28 protein-coding genes, 1 tRNA gene and 1 pseudogene are annotated in these 25834 nt (G+C 42.9%); 8 read left to right on the plus strand and 22 right to left on the minus strand.

Annotated elements, in window-relative coordinates; all coding sequences use genetic code 11:
- Nucleotides 1-81: 81 nt before the first annotated feature.
- Complete coding sequence (locus tag BB781_RS03310) at nucleotides 82-873, minus strand: ABC transporter permease (RefSeq protein ID WP_094227085.1); 792 nt, start codon at nucleotides 871-873, stop codon at nucleotides 82-84.
- A complete protein-coding gene (locus tag BB781_RS03315) occupies nucleotides 870-1763 on the minus strand; it encodes an ABC transporter ATP-binding protein (protein WP_242492509.1) in 894 nt (297 codons plus the stop codon). The genes BB781_RS03310 and BB781_RS03315 overlap by 4 nt, the downstream gene beginning before the upstream one ends.
- Nucleotides 1764-1915: 152 nt before the next feature.
- Between BB781_RS03315 and BB781_RS03320 the strand changes: the two genes are divergently transcribed.
- Nucleotides 1916-2323, plus strand: a complete 408-nt coding sequence (locus tag BB781_RS03320; RefSeq protein ID WP_094227087.1) for a fasciclin domain-containing protein — start codon at nucleotides 1916-1918, stop codon at nucleotides 2321-2323.
- 42 nt (nucleotides 2324-2365) lie between these two features.
- On the opposite strand, the gene BB781_RS03325 is transcribed toward BB781_RS03320, so the two are convergent.
- The 3 genes from BB781_RS03325 to BB781_RS03335 all read right to left on the minus strand — a co-directional run bounded on the left by BB781_RS03325 (nucleotide 2366) and on the right by BB781_RS03335 (nucleotide 3911).
- Nucleotides 2366-2443 (minus strand) — tRNA-Pro (locus tag BB781_RS03325).
- Nucleotides 2444-2476: 33 nt separating this feature from the next.
- Entirely contained in the window at nucleotides 2477-3214 is a 738-nt protein-coding gene (ribB, locus tag BB781_RS03330; RefSeq protein ID WP_129582623.1) for a 3,4-dihydroxy-2-butanone-4-phosphate synthase, read from the minus strand.
- Nucleotides 3215-3239: 25 nt separating this feature from the next.
- A complete protein-coding gene (locus BB781_RS03335) occupies nucleotides 3240-3911 on the minus strand; it encodes a winged helix-turn-helix domain-containing protein/riboflavin kinase (protein ID WP_094227088.1) in 672 nt (223 codons plus the stop codon).
- A gap of 170 nt (nucleotides 3912-4081) precedes the next feature.
- On the opposite strand from BB781_RS03335, the gene BB781_RS03340 reads away from it, so the two are divergent.
- Nucleotides 4082-5344, plus strand: coding sequence for an ABC transporter substrate-binding protein (locus BB781_RS03340; RefSeq protein ID WP_094227089.1), 1263 nt, complete (start codon nucleotides 4082-4084; stop codon nucleotides 5342-5344).
- Between the two features lie 176 nt (nucleotides 5345-5520).
- Here the strand turns inward: BB781_RS03340 and BB781_RS03345 are convergent, their stop codons facing one another.
- Together BB781_RS03345 and BB781_RS03350 are read right to left on the minus strand one after the other, a co-directional pair.
- Entirely contained in the window at nucleotides 5521-5703 is a 183-nt protein-coding gene (locus BB781_RS03345) for a HepT-like ribonuclease domain-containing protein (protein ID WP_242492510.1), read from the minus strand.
- A 137-nt stretch (nucleotides 5704-5840) separates the two neighbouring features.
- On the minus strand, nucleotides 5841-6143 hold the full coding sequence (locus tag BB781_RS03350; RefSeq protein WP_094227090.1) for a nucleotidyltransferase domain-containing protein: 303 nt from the start codon (nucleotides 6141-6143) through the stop codon (nucleotides 5841-5843).
- A gap of 138 nt (nucleotides 6144-6281) precedes the next feature.
- On the opposite strand from BB781_RS03350, the pseudogene BB781_RS16050 reads away from it, so the two are divergent.
- Nucleotides 6282-6440: pseudogene (locus BB781_RS16050) on the plus strand (IS66 family transposase); the annotation flags it as partial.
- Nucleotides 6441-6931: 491 nt separating this feature from the next.
- Here the strand turns inward: BB781_RS16050 and BB781_RS03355 are convergent.
- The 7 genes from BB781_RS03355 to BB781_RS03385 all read right to left on the minus strand — a co-directional run bounded on the left by BB781_RS03355 (nucleotide 6932) and on the right by BB781_RS03385 (nucleotide 13830).
- Nucleotides 6932-7627 carry a fibrillarin-like rRNA/tRNA 2'-O-methyltransferase gene (locus BB781_RS03355; RefSeq protein WP_094227091.1) on the minus strand — a complete coding sequence of 232 codons (696 nt, stop codon included), beginning with the start codon at nucleotides 7625-7627 and terminating at the stop codon, nucleotides 6932-6934.
- Nucleotides 7627-8676 (minus strand): NOP5/NOP56 family protein, encoded by a 1050-nt coding sequence (locus tag BB781_RS03360; protein WP_340637505.1) that lies wholly within the window; start codon nucleotides 8674-8676, stop codon nucleotides 7627-7629. The genes BB781_RS03355 and BB781_RS03360 overlap by 1 nt, the downstream gene beginning before the upstream one ends.
- 1 nt (nucleotide 8677) lies before the next feature.
- Nucleotides 8678-9637: a beta-ribofuranosylaminobenzene 5'-phosphate synthase gene (locus BB781_RS03365; protein ID WP_094227092.1), complete on the minus strand. Its 960-nt coding sequence runs from the start codon at nucleotides 9635-9637 to the stop codon at nucleotides 8678-8680.
- A gap of 27 nt (nucleotides 9638-9664) precedes the next feature.
- On the minus strand, nucleotides 9665-10339 hold the full coding sequence (locus tag BB781_RS03370) for a DUF2953 domain-containing protein (protein ID WP_094227093.1): 675 nt from the start codon (nucleotides 10337-10339) through the stop codon (nucleotides 9665-9667).
- A gap of 39 nt (nucleotides 10340-10378) precedes the next feature.
- Nucleotides 10379-10795: a GerW family sporulation protein gene (locus tag BB781_RS03375; RefSeq protein ID WP_094227094.1), complete on the minus strand. Its 417-nt coding sequence runs from the start codon at nucleotides 10793-10795 to the stop codon at nucleotides 10379-10381.
- A gap of 164 nt (nucleotides 10796-10959) precedes the next feature.
- Nucleotides 10960-13137, minus strand: a complete 2178-nt coding sequence (locus BB781_RS03380; RefSeq protein WP_094227095.1) for an ATP-dependent DNA helicase — start codon at nucleotides 13135-13137, stop codon at nucleotides 10960-10962.
- Nucleotides 13138-13188: 51 nt separating this feature from the next.
- On the minus strand, nucleotides 13189-13830 hold the full coding sequence (locus BB781_RS03385; RefSeq protein WP_164997764.1) for a type IV pilin N-terminal domain-containing protein: 642 nt from the start codon (nucleotides 13828-13830) through the stop codon (nucleotides 13189-13191).
- A gap of 278 nt (nucleotides 13831-14108) precedes the next feature.
- Here BB781_RS03385 and BB781_RS03390 point away from each other — a divergent pair, with 278 nt between their 5' ends.
- The 4 genes from BB781_RS03390 to pyrH all read left to right on the plus strand — a co-directional run bounded on the left by BB781_RS03390 (nucleotide 14109) and on the right by pyrH (nucleotide 16838).
- A complete protein-coding gene (locus BB781_RS03390) occupies nucleotides 14109-14285 on the plus strand; it encodes a 4Fe-4S binding protein (RefSeq protein ID WP_094227097.1) in 177 nt (58 codons plus the stop codon).
- 61 nt (nucleotides 14286-14346) lie between these two features.
- The gene (asd, locus tag BB781_RS03395) at nucleotides 14347-15378 is read left to right on the plus strand and encodes an aspartate-semialdehyde dehydrogenase (protein ID WP_094227098.1); all 1032 of its coding nucleotides are present in this window, start codon (nucleotides 14347-14349) and stop codon (nucleotides 15376-15378) included.
- 12 nt (nucleotides 15379-15390) lie between these two features.
- Nucleotides 15391-16128, plus strand: coding sequence for a hypothetical protein (locus tag BB781_RS03400; RefSeq protein ID WP_094227099.1), 738 nt, complete (start codon nucleotides 15391-15393; stop codon nucleotides 16126-16128).
- A gap of 8 nt (nucleotides 16129-16136) precedes the next feature.
- Nucleotides 16137-16838, plus strand: a complete 702-nt coding sequence (pyrH, locus tag BB781_RS03405; protein WP_094227100.1) for a UMP kinase — start codon at nucleotides 16137-16139, stop codon at nucleotides 16836-16838.
- A gap of 27 nt (nucleotides 16839-16865) precedes the next feature.
- Here the strand turns inward: pyrH and BB781_RS03410 are convergent, their stop codons facing one another.
- From BB781_RS03410 to BB781_RS03430, 4 genes are all read right to left on the minus strand, one after another.
- Nucleotides 16866-17174, minus strand: a complete 309-nt coding sequence (locus tag BB781_RS03410) for a hypothetical protein (RefSeq protein ID WP_094227101.1) — start codon at nucleotides 17172-17174, stop codon at nucleotides 16866-16868.
- 184 nt (nucleotides 17175-17358) lie between these two features.
- Nucleotides 17359-17895, minus strand: a complete 537-nt coding sequence (locus BB781_RS03415) for a B12-binding domain-containing protein (RefSeq protein ID WP_164997765.1) — start codon at nucleotides 17893-17895, stop codon at nucleotides 17359-17361.
- 302 nt (nucleotides 17896-18197) lie between these two features.
- Nucleotides 18198-19325 (minus strand): isocitrate/isopropylmalate dehydrogenase family protein, encoded by a 1128-nt coding sequence (locus BB781_RS03425; protein ID WP_094227104.1) that lies wholly within the window; start codon nucleotides 19323-19325, stop codon nucleotides 18198-18200.
- 56 nt (nucleotides 19326-19381) lie between these two features.
- A complete protein-coding gene (locus tag BB781_RS03430; protein WP_094227105.1) occupies nucleotides 19382-19861 on the minus strand; it encodes a 3-isopropylmalate dehydratase small subunit in 480 nt (159 codons plus the stop codon).
- A gap of 190 nt (nucleotides 19862-20051) precedes the next feature.
- On the opposite strand from BB781_RS03430, the gene BB781_RS03435 reads away from it, so the two are divergent.
- Nucleotides 20052-20495, plus strand: coding sequence for an Lrp/AsnC family transcriptional regulator (locus BB781_RS03435; protein WP_094227106.1), 444 nt, complete (start codon nucleotides 20052-20054; stop codon nucleotides 20493-20495).
- On the opposite strand, the gene ablB is transcribed toward BB781_RS03435, so the two are convergent.
- The 4 genes from ablB to BB781_RS03455 all read right to left on the minus strand — a co-directional run bounded on the left by ablB (nucleotide 20496) and on the right by BB781_RS03455 (nucleotide 25818).
- A complete protein-coding gene (gene ablB / locus BB781_RS03440) occupies nucleotides 20496-21332 on the minus strand; it encodes a putative beta-lysine N-acetyltransferase (RefSeq protein WP_094227107.1) in 837 nt (278 codons plus the stop codon).
- Nucleotides 21322-22635, minus strand: a complete 1314-nt coding sequence (gene kamA / locus BB781_RS03445) for a lysine 2,3-aminomutase (RefSeq protein ID WP_094227108.1) — start codon at nucleotides 22633-22635, stop codon at nucleotides 21322-21324. The genes ablB and kamA overlap by 11 nt, the downstream gene beginning before the upstream one ends.
- 248 nt (nucleotides 22636-22883) lie before the next feature.
- On the minus strand, nucleotides 22884-24140 hold the full coding sequence (locus BB781_RS03450; protein ID WP_094227109.1) for an ATP-binding protein: 1257 nt from the start codon (nucleotides 24138-24140) through the stop codon (nucleotides 22884-22886).
- A 277-nt stretch (nucleotides 24141-24417) separates the two neighbouring features.
- Nucleotides 24418-25818 carry an NAD(P)/FAD-dependent oxidoreductase gene (locus tag BB781_RS03455; protein WP_094227110.1) on the minus strand — a complete coding sequence of 467 codons (1401 nt, stop codon included), beginning with the start codon at nucleotides 25816-25818 and terminating at the stop codon, nucleotides 24418-24420.
- Nucleotides 25819-25834 lie beyond the last annotated feature (16 nt).

Genomic DNA, 25834 nt, shown 5'->3' on the forward strand with positions numbered 1-25834 from the left:
TTGATTATTAGATATTTACGAGATATATATTCATAATACTCTGCAAAATAATATTTTAACTCTTTTAACCATTCCGTTTGGTCAGACAATCAGTTTTTTCTTCATGAGATTAATCGAAAGTATCAGCAGAATTACACTTACAAACAGAACCCATGCAATATCAAACAACAAAGAGAACTCCAGTATCCCAAATGAAAGGGACCTTATAACATTTACAATATGCGTCAGTGGTAAAAAAGCAATTGCAAAATACTGGATTGGCAAAGGAAGAGCACTCAATGGGAAGAAAGTACCGCTGAAGAGGAACATTGGGGTTATGAACAACAATACCGGATAATTGAGGGACATTATATTGGGAGTCAAAGCAGTAAAACACATACCAATGGCTGCAAATAGAAGTCCCCCAAGTAATGCGAACAAAATTATAAGAAGAGAATATTTCATATCGATAAGACCAAAAAGAGCTATCACAGGTATCATTACAGTTGCGTTTATCACGCTCCGTGTGGCTCCCCATAGAAGCTCGCCTGCTATCACATCCTCGATGGTCAGAGGTGTTGCTATGATCGCATCAAAGGTCTTCTGGTAGTACATCCTTACATAGGAACTGTAACTGCACTCAAAAAAAGAGGCATACATGACTGAAACAGCTATCAACGCAGGAGCGATGAATCTGGCATAAGGGATACCATCTATACTCTCTACGAATTTACCGAGGCCAAAACCCAATGCTATCAGATATAATATTGGTTCGAGAAAAGGAGGAAGGAAATTCAGCTTTATGTCCTTCATGAAAACGTCCTTGTTTCTCTGCCATACCTTAAACGATCTGGAACTTATGCCAGGAACCCTGAAATAATCCACCAGTTTCATTCCCGAAGCCTCCTGCCAGTGAGTTTCAGGAATACATCCTCAAGTGTTGCGGGTCTTGCACTTATCTTTGAAAGGGAACATTCCATGAGAAGATATTCGGACAATTCCCTTGCATTATCGGCATAAATGTGAACTATATCACCAATAACTTCGTAGCTGGCTTCTTTTTTCTCAAGGCATTCCAGAAGTTTAGGGTTATTTTCTGCCTCGACAATATCCGAACCTATGAACTCCTCTATCACCCCTGCGGGACTGCCTTCCACCAGTATCCTTCCATAATCCATTACCACCAGCCTGTCGCAGAGTTTTTCCACCTCGTCAAGGTAATGGGAAGTCAGAACGATTGTTACTCCCTGTTTTTTAAGCCCGCGGAGCTTTTCCCATATGAGATGGCGTGCCTGTGGGTCCAATCCGACAGTGGGCTCATCAAGGATCAAAAGCCGGGGTCGGTTTATAAGCGCCCGTGCCAGGACCAGCCTGCGTTTCATTCCACCTGACAGGCTTTCTGTCATCACATCCCTTTTTTCCTGAAGATGCACAAAGTCAAGCAATTCCTCTATCCTTTTTTCTGCTTCTTCCCGCGGAATGTCAAAGTACCTGGAATAGACCAGCAGGTTCTCATAGACAGTAAAATCCCCGTCCAGATTGTTCTCCTGGGGAACAACACCCATGAAGGATTTTATTTCCCTCTGTTGAGTGTTTACATCCATTCCCATAACCTCAAGCTTGCCTGCAGTTACTGGAGAAACACATTGTATCATCCGCATGATGGTGGTCTTACCTGCACCGTTTGGTCCAAGAAAGCCAAACATCTCACCTTCATCAATACTAAAATTGATGCTATTCACAGCTGTGAGGTCTTTAAATGACTTTTGCAGGTCTTTTGCCACAATTATAGAGACTATAGGTTACCACCTTTTAATGAGTTGGAGCGACTTAGTATTAATTATTTCGATTGAGAGTTTTTTCCAACGTTAGGTATGCGCTCAAACCTTTTTTGAATAATAAAGAACATAGGTAAGAGCAAATAAGAGGATTGGAAATGACTGAACTGAAGAACCTGATAACAACAGCAAAAGAGAAGGGATCTTTTTCGACCCTCATGAAAGCCGCTGAGAAACTTAACCTCATTAATAAGTACAGCAATGAAGGACCATTCACCATCTTTGCACCGGTAGAGGCAGCGTTTGAGCCCATACCTGATGAGGTCATTGATGAATCCTTTGATGACCACGGATACCTTCTTGGAATAATCAATTATCACATAATCGAAGGAAAATATACCACCGCAGACCTTGCAAAGCTCACAGAGCTTGAAACGATAAGCGGAAACAAGCTGAAAATCACCGTCAAAGACGGAATAAAGGTGGACACCGCAAAGATAATAGTAGGAAATATCGAGTGTAGCAACGGAATTATTCATGCTATTGATGAGATTCTGGTTCCATGAAACTGACGATATTCTTTCTTTTTTTGATATCAAATAATTAAATGGTGGGGCCGCGGAGATTTGAACTCCGGTCGCAAGACCCCCAGCCTTGCAGGATGGACCAGTCTACCCTACGGCCCCGCAGGATTGTAACTAGATATACATTACAGTATTTTAGGTTTTCCGAGACTGAGAGGTTAACCACATATCATAAGCCTCAACGACTTCCTCACCTTCTACAAAAACAAGGTTGTGAGCTTCACCATACTGCTTTGCATCATTTTTTGCAAGAGCCCTGCCATTTTGGTCATCCAACATCTCGCAGACTACCATTGCAGGAGTTATGCCGGCAATCTTTGCAAGAGCAATGGAGAGTTCAGTCTGCCCCATACGTTCATGAACAAGTCCTTTTGCAGCACGCAGAGTTGCAACATGTCCCGGTGTTCTGAATTCACTGCCGAAATGGACCTCTTCCCCGTTGAATGTCCTGTCAACGATCTCGCCAAGTTTGTTGATGGTCAGTGCCCTGTCATTATCAGGAATTCCAGTACGTGTGTCTCTGTGGTTGACCCAGATTGAGAATGATGAACGTGAATCGTATTTGAGATCGCCGCCTTTTTCCACGATCTTGCTTAGTGCTGTACTGCACTGGTTGGCTTCTCTCACAATATCAGCCATGAATGGAAGACCAAGTTCCTCTGAGGCTTCGGAATCAAGAGCAACACAGATGAGACCGCCTGCATCCTTGCGCATCCACCTGACATCAGCAGGAGTTACAGCATTTGCGGCAATGGTGAAATCTGTTTCAGCCTCACGTCCATCCATATCGAAAAGGAGGATCATTTCACCATTCTGAAGAGCGGTTATAGCTCTCTGTATATTCTCACTGTATTTTTGTGCACCTGAATCCATTATTATCACTCACACTTTTTAATTATCATTTGCATTTTTGGGGGTTCTTTACAACTATCTTAACTTCGTCACCGTCGCTTATCCTGAGTACTTCACGCAGTTTTACAGGTGCGATTATCTCAAGGAGGTCTGCTGGATAGTGAGTCCTGTCGGGTATGATGACAGCACTTTTTATGCCGTCTATCTCTATGGGATAGCATTTCCCTCCACCGAAACTACGCTCACCGTCACTGAATCCGTTAATGATGAGAGGCTGCATAAGATCCATGTTGTCACGCATCTGCGCACTCTGGTCGTTGAGTCTCACATTAAGAGTTCCGGGGAATGGTTTGAAGTCTAGTTTGTCCCTGAACTGGGACATGTATCCGTCCTTTGCAATGTAGTACTGTCCTTCTCCAAGACCTGTTATGACCTCACCATAGAGCTCAAGATCAGCATGAACCTTACAGAATATCTGCTGGTAATCTGCATACTCCTTTTTGAGAAGTGTGACGCCTGATTCTGTAAGCTGGACCATCTGCCCCCCTGCAACAAGTTGCCTGGAAATGTAACCGTCTTCTTCAAGTTGTTTAAGTACCCTTGCAGCAGTCTTGGAACTGGCGGAGATGTAGTGCATGAACTCACTTGAAGATATTTTCACAGGTTTCTCAATAGCACCAAGCAGTGCCAGTCTTTTCAGGGACGTTATTCCGTACATTGCCTTACCACATGAATCTCACATTTGAGTAGAATCTCATTTATGAGAAGAGAGTAGATAAAGGTTTTGACATATGAACTTACCACCAATAATGAAACGTTCGATTAATATAAATGCAAACAATCGAAATATATAAATGCTGTTTGTGCATATTGAATTAATGTGATCTAATGAAAAGAACAACGAGTATTTTGATAGGCATATTGCTTATCGCAACTCTATGGTCAGGTTGCATTGAATCGACCGGAGATGCCACCAGTGAATCAGAGGATATACTTATAGGAGCACTTTTACCACTTACAGGAAATCTTGCCTCTATCGGAGAAGCAAGCCAGGCAGCACTTGAAGTATCAACTGGGGATATCAACGGTTATTTCTCAGGACTTGGTTCCGGAAAGAACGTAGAAGTGATTGTGAAGGATACAGAAAGCAATCCGGAAAAGGCTCTGGAACAGCTCAAGGAACTTGATGAAATGGGAATAACGCTGGTTATCGGCCCGCAGGCAAGTAATGAGGTAGAAGCTGTTCTGGATTATGCAAACGAGAATGGCATCATCCTTCTGAGTACTGCATCAACAGCTCCATCTTTAGCGATCCCTGACGATAACCTGTTCAGGCTCGTACCTGAAGACACAAACCAGGGAATGGCACTGGCGACATTCATGCAGGAAGATGAGATCAGTGTCGTTATCCCGATGTACAGGAATGATGTGTGGGGTACCGGACTCGTTGATGAGATTGAAAAGAGTTTTGCGGCTCTTGATGGCACAGTACTTGAAGGAGTTATATATGAAACAGATAACGTAGACCTTTCCGCAGAAGTAGAGTCGCTCAATGAAAAAGTAGTAGCAGCTACTTCACAATACGATAAGGGATCCGTAGCTGTAGTTCTTTGTTCCTATGGAGAGGTAACAGAGATCTTTGCTTTAGCACAGACCTATCCTGCCCTTTCAGAGGTCGACTGGTATGGTACCGACGGCATAGCACTGAACAAGGGACTGATCAACGATGATGATGCGGCCGGTTTTGCTGCAACAATCAATCTCAAGGCACCGATGTACGGATACGTGAGCGCGAATGACAGATATCAGGAGATTGCACCCCGGATCGAAGAACAACTTGGAAGAATTCCTGAGTCTTACGCATTGACCACATATGACGCTTGCTGGATAGCTACATTTGTTGACCTGGATGCCCTTCCGGATGACGAAGAAAGTATCAAAATGGCAATGGACACCATTACAGAGACATATTATGGAATTAGTGGATGGACAATACTCAATGAGAATGGAGACAGAGAATACTGGAACTATGACATCTGGACAGTCACTGAAGCAGATGGAAGTTACCAGTGGGAACTTTACGGCAAGATACTTCTCCCGGTCAAGGATAACATGATTATCATGCGTGGCGAAGAACTAAGATTTGCTTAATAAATGTTGGTGTATTCACACCACCATTTACATTTTTATTCTCTCTTTTTTGATTCTGCAGATAATTTCTCGGAATTTGCATCATTCTGCTCTATTACAACTACAAATTCGGTGATAATATCAGCCACAATTATCTTCCTGTTGTGCATTATGAATTCAATTCATTCAACAAATACTCAATTACAGGTTTTGCTAGGGATGCCTTCTTTTACACTAAGCCAGACCACTTCAATATCTACACCAAAATAAGCGTGAATTAATTTGTCCCTTATGCCTGCCAGATCTTTCCATGGAACAGCAGGATACTTTAGTCTTATGTCCTCAGGAACGTTCTTTGCTGCTTCACCAATTATTTCCAATGCTCTGATGACAGCATACTGAGTCTTGATGTCCTCGGTGAAATCCTCAAAGTAGAGTCATTTACAAAGCCCTCTGCTGCTTCCATGGCATTATAGATATCCTGTACATAATCTTTTATGTCCCTAATCCTAACACCTCAAACAGCTTCGACCTCGTTCAGTATGTATTTCCCTATATTCGGCTTCAGTGCATTCTTCATGACCAGATCAACTTTTACTCCAAGAGAATCTGAAAGGTAGTTCTCGAGATGAACAAACCTGAAAATGGTCGGAGTCCTGCTAAACTCCGCCAGCACATCAAGATCACTTTCCAGAGTGTGCTCTCCACGCACATAGGAACCGAATAACCCTATGTAACTGACATTGTATTCTTCTTCCAGCTCCGGCAGCATTTCATGGAGCTTTCTTCTGTAAGTTTCAATATTATTTTTAGCTGGCATTTTCATCTCAAAAACTGTTTTTCAGTTATATGTTATTTTTAAGTAACTATTCAGCCATCCTTCCAGCAATAAGGTAAAAATCAATATACTATGACCTCATTCTAACGTTCAGAAAAAATATTCTATTGATCTGAGGGGATTCATATAGAACGAGAAGAAATACTTGCGGTTTATGAAGCTGGTCCAGAAGCAGTAGTAGAACTTGTGACCCGATTACTTGGAATAATTGAACAACAAGCTATAATCATCGAACAACAGGCTCTTAAAATTGCACAACTTGAGGAACGGGTCAAGCTTTTTTCTTTGCAGCACCTCAAACTCAATGTCAAAGTCGCTTTCCAATTTGCGGACCTCTTCTTAGAATAGCTATTTCCAAACAACTACGGCCCATACTATTAGACCTGATATCAGTCGGAAACAACAGCTACAGACATATTTGGTCTGATAGGCCAAATAATCTGGACGTTATTTGGTTTAGCAAACCAAATAGATGTACTAAAAATAACATACTATTGCTAATTGAGAAAACTTTTAACTTAAAAAACAATATTAAAACAAAAATGACTGACAATTACACAAACAAGCTTCGTGGCTTGCACAAAGAAATCTGGGAAAATGTCGATTCAGAAGAGTTTCTGAAAAAGGAAAGGCAATCCTGGGAAAAACATGCTGATAAATGAAGAGAGTTAGGAGATAGGCACATATTCAATGTAATATCTGGAACATGCCGCCTGCGGCGGATGGTTGCACTGGCTCTGATCCTGAAAAACTTATTCCTTTAAGTTCCTTCAGTCCTCATCATCCACAAACATCCGTGCCACCAGACCTAAATGGTCCTCGTGGAACGGGTCAAGCTCTTTTCTTTGCAGAACCTCGAATTCAATGTCAAAGTCGCTTTCCAGTTTTCGGACCTCTTCCTTAAATACCTTTTTTGGGCTGGCTACGGTGTCGATGCTCCTTGACTTGATGGAGAGCATCAGGTGGCCGTGTTCTTCTAAGAAGTATTTTGAGTTGATGGCTGCTATCTCGGCCTGATTGGGCTGGGCAACGTCCTGGAAGATGACATCCACTTTTTCCACGATGTGAGCGTAGGACTGGGGTTTATTGGCATCTGCAAGTATAGGGATAATGTTTGGGCGCTGGTCGCAGAGCTGGATAAGGTCACGCATGGTGCGTGGGGAGAATTCGACTGCGTAGACAAGACCGTCTGTCAGCATGTCGGATACATGGCTTACTGTTGTCCCGGAAGCAGCGCCAAGATAGAGTACTGTGGAATCCGGTTCAAGAGGAATCTCGAAATTCTTAAGCACCATGGCTCCGAGTTTGCTTCTGCTGGGTTCCCACTGGCGATATTCTGTACCGTCATCAACAATGAGGCGCTCACCGTAGACACTCAGGCCGGGCATGATATTCCTGGTTGCAAGCATCTTCCTGTCATCTAAATTCAGTTCATAGATACCACGGGATAACTCTTTAACTGACATTAGCGCTTACCTCCCTTCCTCTTACCTCTATGTGTTTTCTTACCGCCTTTCCCCTGCGGCTGGGCTTTTGGCTCTCTCTTTGGCGGATTTGGGTTCGCCTGCCTGATACTGTCCAGTTTCTTATCAAGGGCCTCCTTAATGGATGGACTAAGTTCACCGGAATAGAAATCAGTCCTTGCAGCCAGGCTTATCTTGGCGGCAAGTGCCCTTGCAAGCTTGCCTCTCTGCCACCAGGGCGCATTCTTGATTACCGGATTGTTAAAGATGGTACCATGTTTTGGGGACGGTGCACGGGAACGCAGATGCTTGAAAAGCGCCCTGCTTGCACCGATCACCTGAACTGTGCTGGAGGGGAAGGCTGCAAGTTTCTGCAGGCTTCCGGCCATGCTTATAAGACGGGCACCAATGGATGCACCTGTAATGTTGCAAAGGTTCGGTGCAACCGAGCCCATGCTTGTATTAATGTAATTCTCGATATACCTGCGGGTGTCATACAGACTGCAGATATTGTTAGCAAGAGCCCTCAAAAGCTCTTCATCGGCAAATGAAAGTTCAGCACCCATGGACTGTGACGCCTTCTCAGATAACGCATGTCCTTCAGGAACATTTGCCCGGGAACCATAAGCAGAAATAAATCTTGCAAGCTCCTCGCCTGTCATTTCAAGTTCCGGGAAATACCTTCCGTACCACTCGAAAAGACGCTCGCTCAGCTCATTGACATTCTTATCAATATCATCCAGCGCCTGAACAGCCTGGATAATCCTTGAATCATCAGTATCTGTCTGGGATATCTGGCTCTTTGCAGCCCTGATGCACACATCCCTCAGGAGTACGTCATAATCCTCATCAAGTTCCACAAAACAAGACTCAAGGGCAACCTCACGCAGGTCCGGCCTTTGCAGAGGGACATCCTGCACATTCCCATGTAGCTCAACAACCAGTCCAGCCAGTTTTTCAGGGTCTTTATCGAAGAGGCTGCAATCCTCAAGTTCACCGGCATCGCCTAATTTCAGTTTCCCAAACCACGCTGTAAATTCCATATCCGCCATATCAGACCCTCCTGATCTCTGCACCAGTATTGTTCGCCTTTGTAACTATGACCCTGCCGCCTATTGTCCTGTCAAGGAGGTCCTGCACATCCTCCTGCAGATAAGCAGCATCCTCATTATTGTCAACGATACCATAAACAGCCGGTCCGAATGAGCTCATACCGGCACCATAGGCACCATTATCCTGCATCAGTACCATAACATCCCTCACAACCTGATGCTGAAGCTGTACCTCACGCTTCTTAAAACCAATATTCTGTATGTGATTAATGCAATAACCAAAAGCCTCGATGTCCTGCTCGATTATGGCAGGCATCATTTTCATAAGAACGATATGGGACAGTTCCTGCACTTCACTAACAGGAATAGGACATTCCTTCTGGAATATATTGACCTCTTTTGCATCATATGCACCCTGGGTGTCAGGAAGTGCAAGCACTATATCCCAGTCCGGGAAATCATGCCTGAAAAGCACCGGCGCCGGGTCAGCCTTGCTTGCGGATGAAGGGGAAAATGAACCTTTGTCGCTGAACCTGTGGCCTCCATCAACAATGAAGCCGCCCATCTCAAATGACGCGACCCCTATTCCGGAAGTGCCTCCGCGTCCCACTGCAATGGCAAGCTTCCTTACACTCATACCCAGACCATACAACTCATTCACAGCCGCAGCCGCAGATAACGCTGCCTGGGTACCGGAGCCAAAACCGACGTGTGCCAGCATATCCTCTTCTATCTTGATGCGAATACCTTCACTCTCGGGAAGGACCTGCTTAACAGCATTCTCCATCCTTTCCACAAGGAACGAGTCACCCACCACTTCAACAATATCTGACTTCTCTGCTGAGACCACAACATGGGGCGATGCCAGAGAAATTCCTGCACCTCCGTCCACTCTGCCAAGCTGTGCATTCATATCGATAAGAGTAAGATGAAGCCTTGATGGAGACTTAATTGTAATCATGCCATGGAGTATCAGTGCCACATACTATTAAAGATTAACACTTGGCTTTTTAGAAGCTCTTTTCATGATACTTTTCCTGAGAAAATGCCATGAAAAACGCAACACATTCCCGTCAAGGATAAAGAGCAGGATCACAGGAATAAAACGGTACAACCTTATCCTGACCTTGCCTGACATGTCAAGGTCAAGCCTGCGGTCTACGAAATGAGGCACCAGTTTAATTTTGAGGGTCTCTGAGTGGCAGGCAAGATAACCAGTCAGTGCCCAGGCATAACCGTATGCCATTCCTGTGTATGCCGGATCAACAAAACCAAACACAATGTTTACCTTTGCATACGGTATCCTGACAGCATGAATTATCCCATCCAGTAACCGGAGGACAGGAGCTTTCAGTTGTTTAAATAACTGCACTATCTCTGAAAAAGATATTTTTTTTATCTTTTTTTGCTTTTTTGGCTTCTGAAACTGTCTGGTTACCTGTTCACTTACAAACTTATTTGCATTCTCAACTTCTACAGGAATATCATCATCCTCTTTCGCAGGACTAACTAACCGGGAAAAAACTAGCCAATGTACAGTAACACTATGTTCAATAGAGAGCCCGGACCCCTTCGCCTCAAAAACAATATCAATTGCAGCAAATAAGACTAAGAGGACCGCAAGTACTATAAGAAGCAGTATCACCGTTAAAACAGATAGCATAGCTGCTCCCGGGCAGGAACGTAAATGAAAAAAGGATGATCAGTCTTCAGAAGACTCAGCATTCTCTTTGCATGGCTCTGATTCATCCTGACAGCTGTCACCTTTCTTTGATTTCTTCTTCATTGACCTGACTTTCTCGATAAGTCCTGGAACAGATTCAAGTATTTTACCGAAATCACTCTGGCCGGACAGAGTCATCAGACGTGTACCTTCAGGTGATATTACGATGAATCCCACAGGCTCTATCTTTGCGCCTGCACCGCCACCGCCGCCAAAGCCTTCTTCTTCGCCTTTCTTCTTACCCTCGCCGCCACCGCTTCCAAATCCAAAGGAAACCTTAGTGACAGGAATAATGGTTGTCTCACCTACAACCATGGCCTCCCCGACAACGGTCTTGGTGCTCACAAGTCTTTCAAGCTCTGCGGATACTTCCTTCATAAGATCTTCAAGTGCCATACTAAAACCCCTTTAGAATAATGGATACTTATCAGTAATATTACTTATGATAAAGAAAGAGTCCACAGAATATAAAGAAGTAACCCCTGGGAAATATAGAGAACATATCACAACTATAGTACCACAACTATAGTACCACAACTATAGTACTATAATTACCGGCACTATGCATTGTCCTGGAAGAAATTCATCAGGGAGTATTTTACCTTCTCAGGTTCCACGTTAATGAACTCTTCCCTCTCTTCAGGAGGGAATATCTCAAATACAGAGAATTTGCCAAATTTTTTAGGAGCATCTGTTGTAAAACGTCCGTCTAGGAGAATCCTCACACCGTAGTCAGTTGGAGAACGCACAACCCTGCCCATGGCCTGGCGTATCTTACGGATGGCTGGCACCTGTACGGCATATTCCCATCCTGCACCGTAACCGAATGTGTGATCGTAGGCTGACTCTACTGCATTCATCCTGTCATTAAGAGCCGGATATCCCACACCTACTATTATAACTGTCCTGCCCCTTCCATCACGATAATCGATACCCTCACTAAGTGTGCCCCACAAATATGAAACAAGTACAGCCTTACCACCGGACTCGCCTATCCTGAAGAAATCCTCCCTTACCTCCTGGGACGAAACACCTACTTCGTCAAGGAAAACAGGCACATTCACATGGGATTCCAGTTTTCCATAGTACCTTCTGGCCTCAAATGAGCTCTGAAAAAATATGATTACGTTGCCCTCAGTATATTCCACAGCATCAAATATGACCTCTTCAAGAACCTTCAGGGTATGCGAGTCATCCCTTGTCTTTGCAAACAAAGGTGGAACGGACACCGAGAGAGTAAGACGTTTGTCTTCAGGGAAAGATGTGGCATAAGAGAGGTCGCAGGTTGGCCTTCCAATTCCCAGTGTGGCCTTTATCATATCGAAAGGACGCAGCGTGGCTGACATAAGCACCGCGGAAAAAACCGAGTCAAACAGCGGTTCTGTTACATTCTTTGGAATACATGTGAAAAGCTCGATGCGGCCATATATCTCATCATTGAGGTCGCGCCTGACATTAAGAATAGGATAGTAGTTCAGATTATTGGAGAGTACAAGATACGATGAGAGGAAATCCGCAGCGTACCGTATATGTGATCGCTTCAGAATTCCACTCAAACCTTTTTTGTACTGCTCACGATAATTTTCATCCAGCATCGCACCGAATGCACTTGCCTCCATGAGTACTTTCTGTATATCTGGCTCATCACCAAAACCTGCATCCTTTGCAAGCTTAAGGAACTTTCCGCAAACCATATCGTTGCGCTCGTAAGGATCACTTATACGCATGTCATACCAGTGCTTTCCAACCCTCTCCCGCTCACCGAACTTGAAGCGGGAGTTATAGATATCCTGCATAATGCTTTGAAGCATTTTGAAAAGGTTGTGAGCACCCCCATCGGGCATCTGGTCAATATTCGCCTCAATTTCCGCGATTGCTTTTTCCAGCGTGTGCTCTGTGATAGTGATAGATGAATGCGATCTTGCTGCAGACTCTATATTATGTGCCTCGTCAAAGATGACGATAACATCCTGGGGTTCCTTTTCGATCCAGTTAAGCACCGTTGAGAATATCTCAGAATTTAATACATGATGGAAATTGCAGATCACCAGTTCTGCATTCTTAAGCTCACGTTTCAGCAATTCATAGCCGCACATGCCTTTCTGGAAAGCATAGTCGTTTACCTCTTCAGGGGTACGCACATCTTCAAACAGCCATTGCCTGAAAGCTTCACCGTCATATAGTAAAACTTCATAAAGATAATTGCAGGACCTTTTTCGAAGCTCTTTTGACTTTTCCTCGGCAACATCCAGCTCCTTTGAAAGAGCATCACGAAGTGCCACAAGCGCAGGATCCTTTGAACGTTTGTAATTCTCAAATGCAGACTTCATTTCCTGTTTTTTAAGGACAAGCTCCCTTTCGGTTTCCATGAGTTCAAAAGTGTTCTCGCGTTTGAGCCTGCATTCCTCATAGTCAGTCTCATTCGGGCACATTGCAGTCTTACCCTTTACAACTGCAACTTTCAGGTCGTTCGTCTGCTTTATTTCACGTGCCTCATTGATGAACTGGACCATCTGCTGATGAACATTGGTAGCTATGATCACCGTTTTCTGGAGCTGTTTCCCTACATTCAGGGAAGGTGCCAGGGCACTGAGAGTCTTACCTGTACCGCATGCTCCTTCAAAAAGTATGATCTCTTTGTTTATGAGGGAAGAATGGATCTTATCCATTGCATCCTGCTGATTTGGATAACAGGTCTCTTTCGGGAAATATCTCATGTATCCGCTTTTGCCGCTCATCGCTACCCCTATGACCTCACATTACTTAAACGATATTGATACTCCAAATTATCATTCGGCCAGGCAGACCAAGCATTCAGATTCGGAGATAATGCGCTGAGTTTCCTTATCGAATACCTTAATAGTTATCCAGCGGTCCTCTTTCAAACCATAATTATCAGAAGTATTTGTCATACCGTTGACTGCAACATGCACTGAAGAAGGAACATTTCCATCAGGACTGTCATGTCCATTCAAAACGAGTTTCTCCCCTGCAGACCAGACGCCATCCAATATGTCAGGATTATTTGAAGCATACGGCGAGTCTTTTCCATTAATAGTGAGATCATCATAACTGATGAACAATTCACCATAGAGAAACGATCCTCTGTGGGCAGCAACACCTGTATAACCGCTCCCTTCACCACTTATTATGACCCTTGTGGAGTCCGCAAGCAAAGGGTCTCCACCTTTATGTACCAGATACAGAAAATTCTTGTCGTAGCTCACATCATTTGGCACACCCCCCTCCACATATTCCACTTCAATTAAAGCCATGGGTGCCTTAGTCAGGGATGAAACAAGACCTCCCCCGTACACAGAGGATATAGTGATCCCTGCCAGCAGGATGGTCAGGAAGAGCATCAGCACAGCTCCTAAAACCGGCGACATTGCCTCTCTGCGACTGTTAATATCCAAAATTTGTTTTTGCATAAGCTTAATTTTAGATATAACTATATAAATTAATCTTAATTTGTCTAATATATTCATCACCAGTATAATACAAAGCAAATTAAAAATACAGATATTTCAGAGAATTTTTAAGACAGTAGATTGGAACTAATAAGAGCACATGCTCCTTGATTTTAGACAGATAACGATAACTTTTTATCTCACTTGTGTTATGATAGTGTGTAGAGGTCTACTAATATATAGTAGATAAATATAAAAGCGAAAGCGCATTGTTATACAATGAAAGGAGCGTAAAACAAATGGTAGCAATTATTACTGTCGATGAATGTGTCGGTTGTGGAACATGTGTAGATGAATGCCCGGCAGAGGCAATTTCACTCAACGGAGACAACATTGCACTCATAGATTCAGGCGAATGTCTGGACTGCGGTGCATGTGTTGACGTGTGCCCGACAGACGCAATAGCAATGGAATAAAAAGAACATATTATTCCATCTTCTTACTTTTCTATTCTTTTTTTATCCCAGAGGGAAATTTATGCCAGAAGTAATCAAAGCAGGTATTTTGGGGGCAACAGGTGCTGTTGGTCAGAGATTCATACAGGCACTTGAAAAACACCCATGGTTCGAAATAACATCACTTGCAGCATCAGAAAGAAGTGCCGGAAAGGAATACGGAAAAGCGGCAAACTGGAGACTTGAAAGCAAACTCCCTGACTCTGTCAAGAACATGGAAGTTGTGCCGGTAGATCCAAAGAAGGTAGATGCCGATGTCGTGTTCTCAGCACTGCCATCAGGATATGCGAAAACTGTCGAAGCTGAGTTTGCGAAAGAAGGATTCGTTGTCGCAAGCAATGCATCTGCATACAGGATGGAAAAAGACGTGCCTCTTGTAATTCCGGAAGTCAATTCTGACCATCTCGGACTCATAGATGTACAGCAGGACAAACGCGGATGGGACGGCTACATTGTAACAAACCCCAACTGTTCCACCATTGTCATGGTGCCCACACTCAAACCACTCATGAAGTTTGGACTTGAATCAGTTACTGTTGCCACTATGCAGGCAATATCCGGTGCAGGATATGATGGGGTTGCTTCAATGGCAATACTTGACAATATAATTCCATACATCGGCGGGGAAGAAGAAAAAGTAGAAACAGAGCCATTGAAACTCCTTGGGGAATTCGATGGTGCCGAGATAATTGAGGCAGACATCAAGATAAGTGCCTCTTGTAACAGGGTGCCTGTAATGGACGGACACACTGAAAACATATGGGCAAAGATGACCGCTAACCCAACCCCTGAACAAGTAAAGGAAGCTTTCCTTAGCTTCAATCCAAACCTTGGAGATCTACCTACAGAACCTGAACAGGTCCTTATTGTAAGAGATGAACCGGACAGGCCACAGCCTCGTCTTGACAGGAATATGGGCAGAGGAATGGGCATCACAGTAGGGCGTATAAGAGAAGGCATCCGCTACACTGTAATGGGCCATAACACTATTAGAGGAGCTGCCGGTGCCAGCGTGCTCAACGCAGAGTTACTCCACAAAATGGGAAAACTCTGAACAGGTGATATAATGCTGGATGGCAGTATGATGAGAACAATATTCATGGCAATGCTGTTGCTGAGTTGTACTGCCACAAACGCATATGCAACGATGTTTGAACTTGAGGTAGTACCTATCTCCAAAATAAATGGAGATCCAACTGCCTATGACAGTACTATGGCTTATCGTAAAATAAGCGTAATCGGCAATCTATCAGAATTGGGCAAACAATCTGCAACCCTTAATGATGGCTTCGATTCATTGAAGATCGACATAAGGAAAACAGAACTTTTTGAAGGATTCAACGTTAATGATCAGGCCATCATAACCGGGGAATTCATATATGAACCAATAGCTCAGAGCACTCTTGTACCCACATACGTCCTTCATTATCCGACCGAGGATATGGGGCATGTCAACATTAGTAGCATTGTAAATAATGTATCCGCCTTAAATGGGAGATACATGACCGTTACAGGAAATCTATCCAGCCTTGAAATGAACATGGGAAGATATACTGCCACTGTTGTGGATGGGGAAAATAATGCATTGAAAGTTTATTACTATGGCTCCACAGATCTCAGGACAGGGGACGGGGTAAAAATATTCGGACTTTTTAATGGAAGGGTCCTTCATAGTGAAAGTATAGGCCTGAACAAGTCACCATTATCAATTTCAACTCTGGTGCCTGGGTTTTCTTCAATGATGGGAGCATTTGCACTCCTGTCCCTGGCGTTACTTTTAAAATCAAAACAGCGTTACGACTAGAGATTATCATGTTAATTGTATTATCAGTCGGTGGATCGATACTGGCAAAAGAAATTAAACCAGATAGTTTTCTGGGATATGCTGATGTGCTTAAAGAGCTTTCTAAAGAGCACAGGCTTGTAGTAGTAACCGGGGGCGGAGCTGCTGCAAGAGATTACATCAACGTGGCACGCAGTACGGGTGCTAACGAAGTTGTATGCGACTATATAGGCATAGATATAACCCGCCTGAATGCGAGACTTCTCATTTCTGCACTGGGAGATGCTGCATACCCTGAACCTCCGAAGGATTACAAACAAGCCCAGGAAGCTCTTTCTTCCGGAAAGATCGTAGTCATGGGAGGAGTGATCCCGGGGCAGACAACCGATGCAGTAGGTGCCATTCTTACTGAATATCTCAGAGCAGACCTTCTGGTCATACCTACGTCCGTTGACGGAGTATATTCTGCTGACCCACGTAAGGACCCAAAGGCTGTCAAATATGAGACCATGACAGCAAAACAACTTGTTAATACAGTAATGACAACAGAAATGAAAGCCGGCTCTAAATCACCTGTAGACCCGCTTGCTGCAAAAATTATAGAACGCTGCAACATTGAAACGATAGTCATGGAAGGCAGTGACCCACAGAATGTGCTGAATGTTATCCTGCAGGAAAGTAAGGCCGGAGAAAAGAAAGGCGTTTTCCTTGGAACCCGGATAGTAGGGTAATCAGTTGAAAAGATAATTTGTGGCTTTTTAAATATAAGCCACCAGATATTCGGATGTTTCACGGGGAGTATCCTTACAGGAAACAACCATTTTCAATTTCTCATTGGATCTTCTGAGCGATTCGATTGTCTGCTCAAATTTTTGCATTTGCTCTTTTGCCTTCTGGACCTTCTCGTTTTCAGCTGCAAGCTTTTCCATAAGGGCCTTGCGCTGCTCTTCAGGAATGTCAGCAGTACTTATCTGCTGTTGATAGTTTAAAGAGAGCTTTACATATTTACGAAACATCTCGTTCATGACACCAAGGTCATTTTCCAGTTCTTCAATTGTTTTTGCCATACGAGGTCACACTCCTCAGTGAAGGTCTATAGTGCTATCATTTAACTCTGTAGGCCCGGTAGCTATAAGTATACAATTATATGGTACAAATACAGCTATATAATAATATCTGTTGTTGAGAATATAATCACTATGATTATGATGAGAGAATATAGCACAAAAATAGAAAAAGGAAAAAAAGGAACTAACAGATAATATTCTCTGTTAGGTCACACAACTGGAAAGTCGTTACCTTTGGATTAGCCGCAAGCGCCGCCATCAGTTCTTCCTTACAGGAACTTGGAATGTCAACGAATCCCCTGTCCATTTCAATGTAATCTACAATAGGGACATTGTCAGGAACCTCTATTACATCGTAACCGTTTATCCTGAACATTGTTTCAAGGATGGCGATCTTTTCATCCCTCTTATCTTCATTGATAAGCTCTATTACCATACTGTCATTTGCTTTTTTGCAGTTATCATTATTATCCAATACTGACAAACCGGCTTTCATAGCATTGGATGCTGCAAAAATATGAAGGAGACATGCATTTCCCTCTTCAAACATATCCCCAACTGCTTTCATGCCTTCGAGAAATCCCTTCTCAATAAACTCATTGGTGTCCAAACCCATTTTGAGGGCTTCAATAGCTGCATTTTCTGCACCTTTCTCATCAAACTCCAGAATCGAACTCTTTGCACTTTCTATGAGCTGTTTTATAGTTTTTTCCTGAGACAATATATCATCCCTCTGATATGGAATATGTACATCCAGAATTGCATTAGTTATGTGCAATTTTGTAACAAATTTGACAATTTTCCTATTTTATATAAAACCTTCGATTCGAAGAGCCATATTTATTATGAATATACATAATAAAATAATAATATACAAAATAAATCAAGCTATTATTATTCTAGAACAAAATGATACGCTAGAGAAAATAAGTATAATTATCAATATCTGAAGCGAGCACAAAAAGAGAAAAAAGATATGGAAAATATAAGAAAATGCACCCTTATAGGATGCAAAATGAGAATTTACTTACCAAGTACTATTCTTGCAATATCGTCACCGACGTCGGAAGTTCCTGCAGAGCCGCCCATATCATAGGTCCGGACCTTTGCTTCACGTATGTTGGTCTCAATAGCAGAGACAATGGCATCTGCAGCTTCCTTTTCACCGAGCTGCTCTATCATCATGGCACCTGCCCAGATAGTTGCTATTGGATTGACCTTATTCAGTCCCTTGTACTTTGGTGCAGAACCATGGATCGGTTCGAACATACTGGTACCTTCTGGGTTGATATTTCCACCAGGGGCAAGTCCAAGTCCTCCCTGAACCATTGCGCCAAGGTCAGTGATAATGTCACCGAACATGTTCGGAGTTACAACAACATCGAACCACTCCGGATTCTTCACGAACCACATGGTCATTGCATCGACATAATTGAAGTCTGTAGTAACATCCGGGTGCTCTGATGCAATACTTGTAAATTCTTCTCTCCAAAATCCGTATATGTCGGAGAGTACATTTGCCTTGTCAACAGAAGACACATGTTTCTTACTCTTCTCTGCAAGGTCAAATGCATACCTTATAACTCTCTGTGTACCTTCCTTTGAGATCATACCGATCTGATAACCGATCTCTTCACTGTCAGTCTCGATGTCAAGACCGAACTTTGCAGAGTAAAGGGTTCTTGAGACTTCCAAAAGGTCCTTGCTGACGCCCTTCTTTGCACGCCCGCCTATACCGATATAGAAGTCCTCGGTGTTTTCCCTGACAACTGTAAAGTCAATGTCTGCAGGGGTCTTGTCCTTTATAGGTGTCCAGACACCTTCAAGCAACTTGATAGGGCGAAGGTTCACATACTGGTCAAAGTAAAATCTGGCGGCGAGAAGTACGCCCTTTTCAAGGATACCTGGTGCCACCCTCGGGTCACCTATTGAACCAAGGTAAATAGCGGAATAATTGGAAAGCTCTTTCAGGGAATCTTCTGAGATAAGTTCCCCTGTTGCAAGATAATGATCTGCACCGTGTGGGAACTCAGTCCATTCAACATCAAATCCAAATCTCTCACCTGCAGCATCGATTACCTTACGGCCTTCGGCAATGATCTCAGGTCCTATACCGTCTCCTGGAATTACAGGTATTTTATACTGTGTCATAATTACTCCTTAGATAAGATCTTCTTGATAATAACAAACATATGATCAGAATATGATCAGATAATTTGTCTTGTGTATTCGATCAGGCCACCAGCATCCATTATGCCCCTGACGAAATCCGGCAGAGGTGTTGCCTGATACTTTTCGTTCTTTGTGACATTGGTGATTTCACCTGATGCAAAATCAACAGACAGTTCATCACCATCATCTATTCTGTCAGTGTCAGGACACTCAAGAAGTGCCACACCGATATTAATAGAGTTCCTGAAAAAGATACGTGCAAATGATTTCGCGATCACACAGCTTATCTTTGTTCCTTTCAGTGCAATTGGAGCATGCTCTCTTGAAGAACCGCAACCAAAATTGTTACCGGCAACGATGATGTCGCCTTCTTTGACCTCTTTTGGGAATTCAGGCCTTACACCTTCAAAAGCATGTGCTGCGAGTTCCCGGGGAGTATTCATGATAAGATACCTTCCCGGAATTACAGCATCCGTATCAACGTCATCTCCGAATTTCCAGACTCTTCCGCTCATATTTCCACCTGATTAAGATTTTTATATAAATGCTATACTATAAGTTGAAACTATACCATAGATATCATTATACTAAATAATACTACTGGCGAATGGAGAAATCCTAAAATACATTACAAAGCAGTTGTTAAGAGCATATAGCATGCTCTAACAATAATCCATTAATAATAGCAAACCTAAGTTTAATCTGATGGTAAGTAAAAAAGATGAGATCATACTTTCTATACTTCAAAATGGAGCCAGAACACCAATATCAGAAGTTGCCAAAACCGTGGGTCTTAGCGAGAATGGGGTCAGATACAGGCTTGAAAAACTTGAGGATGAAGGGTACATCAAAAACTACACCGTGTTACTGAACCCTAAAAAGTTTGGAAAGCGTATCTTTGCAATATTCAACCTTGAAATGGAACCAAAAAAGACAAATGAAAGTATTAAGAAACTTATCCAGATAGAAGAACTTATTAAAATATACCAGACAACTGGCCAATACTCCATCAAAGCATTCGGTCTTTTCAATGATGAAGATGAACTGACCAGTTTCATAAACAATCGCCTTCTCTGTGAGATACAGGTCCGCAATTACAGTGTAGAAATAATAACAAAAAGTATCAAGGACAGCGTCTATCACGTATGATCAAATCTTTTTGTACCAGACATTCATGCTTTCGATACCACCTGAAATATTAGTATTGTTTATGAGGGTTCCCGCATAAATATAGGAATGGCGTGAAAATACTGTATTTATGCCATATGACCTTGCCCTGGCAATCGTGTATGCTGTTTTGATACCCTTGTCGCGCATGTTCTTTTCCATTTCATCCAGCAGGTAATAGGAATAACCTTTGCCTCTGGATCCCGGCATTGTTGCAAAGTCTGTCATCTCGACATTACTGTTGACTTCATCCATCTCACATGATGAAACTGCAACAAGCACCCCTTTTTCCCGTATACCGAAATAGACAAAATCTTCAGACATAGTCCTGAGCAAGTAACTGGCATCGTGTATCGGAAACGGGTAGCTTGGAAAAACCTGTCTGTACAGTTCTGCCATCTCCAAAACATCCTCTTCACAGCATACAACAAACTCTTCATCATTTGAGAGTTCCATGCCCTTAAGCTCGTTGAATTTCGAAAGGGATGTTTCCAGAACAGTAGCAATCTCATTTGGATCTTGTTCTTCCAGACGCTCCGGGGAAAGATATCTCGCCATAAAAACAGCATCTTCGCTTCCATTGAAAAAACCTGGAATGAAAGCTTCTTCAACATGACCCATGCTCAGAAAATGTTCCTTTGCAGATGCCGGAACCCTGGAAAATATCTTCGAATAATTGTTTTCCTGCGCAATGCCTTGAACAATGGATGGCAGTTCTTCTAAATTATCGGGTGCAGCCTTCATGAGATACACACGATCGTTAAACGGACCATGTTGGATCAGGGACCCTGCAATGTTTACTACCTGATCACGCAACATTCCTTCTCTCCATGCGTGCGGTATCTTCAGGTACAAGACTCAACGCATCGTCAGAATCAGATAACAGACGTGCAATTCCCACCGACCTTAATTCTTTTGCTTCATCAAGTTTTAACTGCAATTTGCAGGCATCGCATTTGCGATCACAGTAAACCGCTTCATACGACTCAGGTTCCGCATATGAAGTGATGACACCTTCATAGTTTCTCAGAATAACCTTGTTAGTAGACCACGAAATAAGATAATTGGGCATCACAGGGATCTTACCACCGCCACCGGGAGCATCTATCACATAGGAAGGCACTGCAAAGCCACTTGTATGACCAATCAGATTTTCCATGATCTCCATACCTTTACCTACAGAAGTCCTGAAATGTGAAAGACCTTCTGAAAGGTCACACTGGTACAGATAATAAGGTCGCACTCTGTTCTCTACCATTTTGTGGAAGAGTTTCTTAAGAATCCTGTAACAATCGTTAACTCCGGCAAGCAGCACAGTCTGGTTCCCAAGAGGAATTCCCGCATCAGCAAGTTTTCTCAATGCTGCCCTTGAAGAGGTAGTAACTTCACGAGGATGATTGAAATGTGTGTTGACCCATATAGGATGGTGCTTTTTCAATACATTAACAAGATTATCGGTTATGCGGTATGGGAGAACAACAGGCATTCTGCTGCCAATCCTTATGACTTCCACATGGGGAATCTTCCGAAGTTCTGTGAGTATCCAGTCCAGATACTCATCTGAAAGCATGAAAGGATCTCCGCCTGACAAAAGGACATCCCTTACCTGGGGATTGTTTGCTATGTATTCAATTCCCAGAAGGATCTCATCTTTTCCAAATATGGAACTCACATCACCGACCTTTCTTTTTCTGGTGCAGTGCCTGCAATACATCGAACATACATTGCTTATGTGAAAAAGCACCCTGTCAGGATACCTGTGAGTTATGCCCAGCACAGGGCTGTCGTAATCTTCACTTAGGGGATCTTTCATATCATCACAGGAAACGATAAGTTCCTCAGGTGAAGGGAAAGATTGCATGAATATAGGATCATTCCTGAAATCTTCCACTTCGATCAGCGAAAGATAGTAAGGAGTTATGGACAACGGAAATTTATCAAGTGTCTTTTCAAGTGCTTCCCTCTCATCCGCTTCAAATTTAATGTTGAGGAGGATTTCAAAGGTATCAATATTAGTAACCGAATGTCTTAATTGCCATTTCCAGTCACTCCATTTTGCGAGAGGTTCTTCAGAATCTATTCTATCTACAATGTCCTGTTGCCTGCTTTCATAGGATTTCATCAAATCACTTATAATATCATTTATTTCACCGAAGATCGTGGAAAACAGAATACCACTAAAAAAAGAATTCTGGTTTTATGAACAATAACTGTTCACCACAAACCATGTTCAGTGGGCGATCTTCTGTATTATGGATACATTTTACGTCTTTATAAACAACATTTTATTACTATATATAATGTATTTGAAGATACTGCAAACATATGAACATATTTTTGCAGATACAGAGAAAATAGCCAATAAAAAGATCAGGAAATAATTCCAGGATCGTTACCTCCATGCCAGCTGAGGCGTGGCCTCATCCTGATTATATGAGAAGCTTCCGTGTTATCATCAACAACAAAAGCAGCCCCTTTCTCAGAGCCCATTTTCATTATAGAATCACCAAAATTGTCCTTCATGTAAGTCGGCCTGACCGATTCAAGGACACTGATATCATCCTGTGATGTAAGACGATGACATATTACAATATCTGACTGCGAAAGTACATCGGGATGGATGGAAGAAGGACGCTGGGTTGCGAGAACCAGAGACAGACCCGGCTGACGGCCCTGCTTGAGCCACTCGTTCAGAAGGACATCAGAAGCAAGGGTCCAGCCCTGTGATGGCAGGAACTGCTGGGCTTCGTCAATGAACAGCCATACCATAGGAATACCTTTTTCAACATTTTCATCACCCATCATTGTCCTCTCATAGGAACGACGTGCTTCAAGCCTGTGGTGATAGATGTTCCGGGCAATGGAACTGACCAGTGCAGACTTTACAGTTTCGCTTTTTATAGTACTCACGTCAATGACGGAAGTAGAGCCTCCTTTGACTATTTCACCAATACCCTCGCTCTTTTCAGCGAATATACCCCATGATACAGCGGTCCTGAAATGATTTTCCACAGCACCTTTTGTCACTATATCGGAACGTTCATCATCCATTACTGAATCGATGATGTCATCAAAAGAAAAAACCGGGTCATTTTTCAGGTTTTCAATAATTCTTATGATAAGGACACCGGATGAAGAAATTGCATCTATACCGAACAATCTGCACCACTCATATCCATCCATCTGGGATATAGGGACTGACAGTGGCTTTACCGAAATATGCCGCTCTTCATAGCTTCTCAGGCTTCCGGAAGGAACAAAAACTTCGATATCAAATGCCCTGGGTTCAAGTTTCCATTCATTGATGACAGATCTTTGCATTTCATTGCTCTTACCAAGTGTCCAGAAAATTCCCATAGTATCGATAACAACAGAAGAAACATTATCTTTAATATCAACAGGAAGCATCATGAGTTCCTCCATAAGCACTGCCATTGTATACGATTTACCATATCCCCTCTTTCCTGCAATAAACACAGCATGAGGATTATTGACATCCAGAAAAACATAGGAGCCTGAAGATCTGTCACGTGCAAGATATCGCCCCAGATAAAGAAGAACATCTCTGCCATTTCCACCAAGGACATACTGCTGTTTTGAAACACCTGCATTAAAAGAGCTTTCCATAATAGATAAGAAAATAGCGTTACAGCATATATTATTTTTTATTAAACCTCAAATTGTAGAACTTACCATTATAAAAGATTGAAAATAGATTCAGAAGACGCCATAACATCAAAAATCGAACCCGACCAAATTAGCAACCTTTATATATAGCAATCCATATGTAGGTGGACGAGGAATCTCCGTCATCACATCATTCCCCTCTGATACATTAATTCTTTTGAGAGATGTATCATACCCCAAACTTCACCCAAAACCATCATTATGCGAGGTTCCTCTTTTAACCATTCTGCATACGTGAGAGTATCCCCCTTGCAGCAAGTATTCCTGTTGCTGAAGAATTGATAAGATCCCGCGAGAGACCGGCGCCATCACCTGCAACAAACAGGTTATAGATATTGGTTTGCATCGTGCTGTCAACTTCAATTTTAAGCGAGTAGAACTTCACCTCTGGAGCATACAAAAGAGTACAGTCCGAATCCACACCCGGAATTATCTTGCTCAGCACTTCCAGTCCTTCAATTATATCCATCACTATTCTGTGAGGCATTGCCATGGAAATATCACCAGGAGTAACGTCTTTGAGTGTATTTATAACCGGATTCCTGGAAATATGTTCATGTGTTGAGCGTCTGCCCCTTTTCAGATCTCCAAGTCTTTGTAAGACAGGTTTGCCACCGCCGATTGTCGTTGCAAGTTTTGCTACCGACTTCGCATATTTTATGGTATTTTCCATTGGTCGTGTCAGTTCCACATGCACAAGGAATGCAAAATTAGTATTCTCAGACTCATTACTATGCATAGAATGACCATTAGTTGCAACAAATCCCTCATACTCTTCCTTTACAACAAAACCATGTTCATTCGTACAGAATGTTCTCACGAAATCATCGTATCTGCGTGTATAGATGTGGAACTTGGGGTCATGGTTTATCCGGGTCACAGGGTCCATGATTATGGAAGATACCTCCACACGAACACCAATATCAACCCCACTGTAAGAATAATTAATTGAATGCCTGTTCACAAGACCATTCACCCACTCGTACCCAACCCTACCCGGGGCAAGCAAAGTATATCGGGAATGAATTGCCCTATTGTCCAGGAGCACACCTTTACATGCCCCCTCATCTCCAAGGATGTCCTTTACTTTCGATTCGAGAAGAAAAGAAACCCCCATAGACTCAAGATCCTTTTTCATACAGGAAATAAGAACTGTAGAATTATCCGAACCTATGTGGCGTTGTTTTATGTCTATAAAACGTGCACCTGCAGAAGCAGCCCTGCGCTTAAGCATCTCTGCATCTGCACCTGTTGCAGAATATGCCTTCTGGGGTGCGCCGTACTTCAGATAGATGCGGTCAACATAATCCACGAGTTCCCAGGCACTCTCGTTATCTCCAGTGAGATCAGCCAGGTTGCCACCAATGTCAGGTCTCAGGTTCAGCGTTCCATCAGAATAAGCACCTGCCCCCCCAACACCGCAAAGGATAGAACATGGAGTACAATGCTTACATGATAGAACAGAGGACATATAACAATGCCTCTTATCAATGTCCTTGCCTGCATCCACTACAAGTACCTTGAGATCTTTGCCTGCAAGCTCATATGCTGCAAAAAGCCCTGCTGGACCCGCACCTACAATTACAACATCATAATCATTGGTTACATCAGGAATAATAACACACCCATGGTTC

It is taken from the genome of Methanolobus psychrotolerans (genome assembly GCF_002243045.1).
Lineage (GTDB): Archaea > Halobacteriota > Methanosarcinia > Methanosarcinales > Methanosarcinaceae > Methanolobus > Methanolobus psychrotolerans.

Excerpts from the sequence above, each read along its gene's own strand:
- BB781_RS03310 (WP_094227085.1), bottom strand. The coding sequence starts at position 873 with ATGAAACTGGTGGATTATTTCAGGGTTCCTGGCATAAGTTCCAGATCG.
- BB781_RS03320 (WP_094227087.1), top strand. The coding sequence starts at position 1,916 with ATGACTGAACTGAAGAACCTGATAACAACAGCAAAAGAGAAGGGATCT.
- ribB (WP_129582623.1), bottom strand. The coding sequence starts at position 3,214 with ATGGATTCAGGTGCACAAAAATACAGTGAGAATATACAGAGAGCTATA.
- BB781_RS03335 (WP_094227088.1), bottom strand. The coding sequence starts at position 3,911 with ATGTACGGAATAACGTCCCTGAAAAGACTGGCACTGCTTGGTGCTATT.
- BB781_RS03340 (WP_094227089.1), top strand. The coding sequence starts at position 4,082 with ATGAAAAGAACAACGAGTATTTTGATAGGCATATTGCTTATCGCAACT.
- BB781_RS03350 (WP_094227090.1), bottom strand. The coding sequence starts at position 6,143 with ATGCCAGCTAAAAATAATATTGAAACTTACAGAAGAAAGCTCCATGAA.
- BB781_RS03355 (WP_094227091.1), bottom strand. The coding sequence starts at position 7,627 with ATGTCAGTTAAAGAGTTATCCCGTGGTATCTATGAACTGAATTTAGAT.
- BB781_RS03360 (WP_340637505.1), bottom strand. The coding sequence starts at position 8,676 with ATGGCGGATATGGAATTTACAGCGTGGTTTGGGAAACTGAAATTAGGC.
- BB781_RS03365 (WP_094227092.1), bottom strand. The coding sequence starts at position 9,637 with ATGATTACAATTAAGTCTCCATCAAGGCTTCATCTTACTCTTATCGAT.
- BB781_RS03370 (WP_094227093.1), bottom strand. The coding sequence starts at position 10,339 with ATGCTATCTGTTTTAACGGTGATACTGCTTCTTATAGTACTTGCGGTC.
- BB781_RS03375 (WP_094227094.1), bottom strand. The coding sequence starts at position 10,795 with ATGGCACTTGAAGATCTTATGAAGGAAGTATCCGCAGAGCTTGAAAGA.
- BB781_RS03380 (WP_094227095.1), bottom strand. The coding sequence starts at position 13,137 with ATGAGCGGCAAAAGCGGATACATGAGATATTTCCCGAAAGAGACCTGT.
- BB781_RS03385 (WP_164997764.1), bottom strand. The coding sequence starts at position 13,830 with ATGCAAAAACAAATTTTGGATATTAACAGTCGCAGAGAGGCAATGTCG.
- BB781_RS03390 (WP_094227097.1), top strand. The coding sequence starts at position 14,109 with ATGGTAGCAATTATTACTGTCGATGAATGTGTCGGTTGTGGAACATGT.
- asd (WP_094227098.1), top strand. The coding sequence starts at position 14,347 with ATGCCAGAAGTAATCAAAGCAGGTATTTTGGGGGCAACAGGTGCTGTT.
- BB781_RS03400 (WP_094227099.1), top strand. The coding sequence starts at position 15,391 with ATGCTGGATGGCAGTATGATGAGAACAATATTCATGGCAATGCTGTTG.
- pyrH (WP_094227100.1), top strand. The coding sequence starts at position 16,137 with ATGTTAATTGTATTATCAGTCGGTGGATCGATACTGGCAAAAGAAATT.
- BB781_RS03410 (WP_094227101.1), bottom strand. The coding sequence starts at position 17,174 with ATGGCAAAAACAATTGAAGAACTGGAAAATGACCTTGGTGTCATGAAC.
- BB781_RS03425 (WP_094227104.1), bottom strand. The coding sequence starts at position 19,325 with ATGACACAGTATAAAATACCTGTAATTCCAGGAGACGGTATAGGACCT.
- BB781_RS03430 (WP_094227105.1), bottom strand. The coding sequence starts at position 19,861 with ATGAGCGGAAGAGTCTGGAAATTCGGAGATGACGTTGATACGGATGCT.
- BB781_RS03435 (WP_094227106.1), top strand. The coding sequence starts at position 20,052 with ATGGTAAGTAAAAAAGATGAGATCATACTTTCTATACTTCAAAATGGA.
- ablB (WP_094227107.1), bottom strand. The coding sequence starts at position 21,332 with ATGTTGCGTGATCAGGTAGTAAACATTGCAGGGTCCCTGATCCAACAT.
- kamA (WP_094227108.1), bottom strand. The coding sequence starts at position 22,635 with ATGAAATCCTATGAAAGCAGGCAACAGGACATTGTAGATAGAATAGAT.
- BB781_RS03450 (WP_094227109.1), bottom strand. The coding sequence starts at position 24,140 with ATGGAAAGCTCTTTTAATGCAGGTGTTTCAAAACAGCAGTATGTCCTT.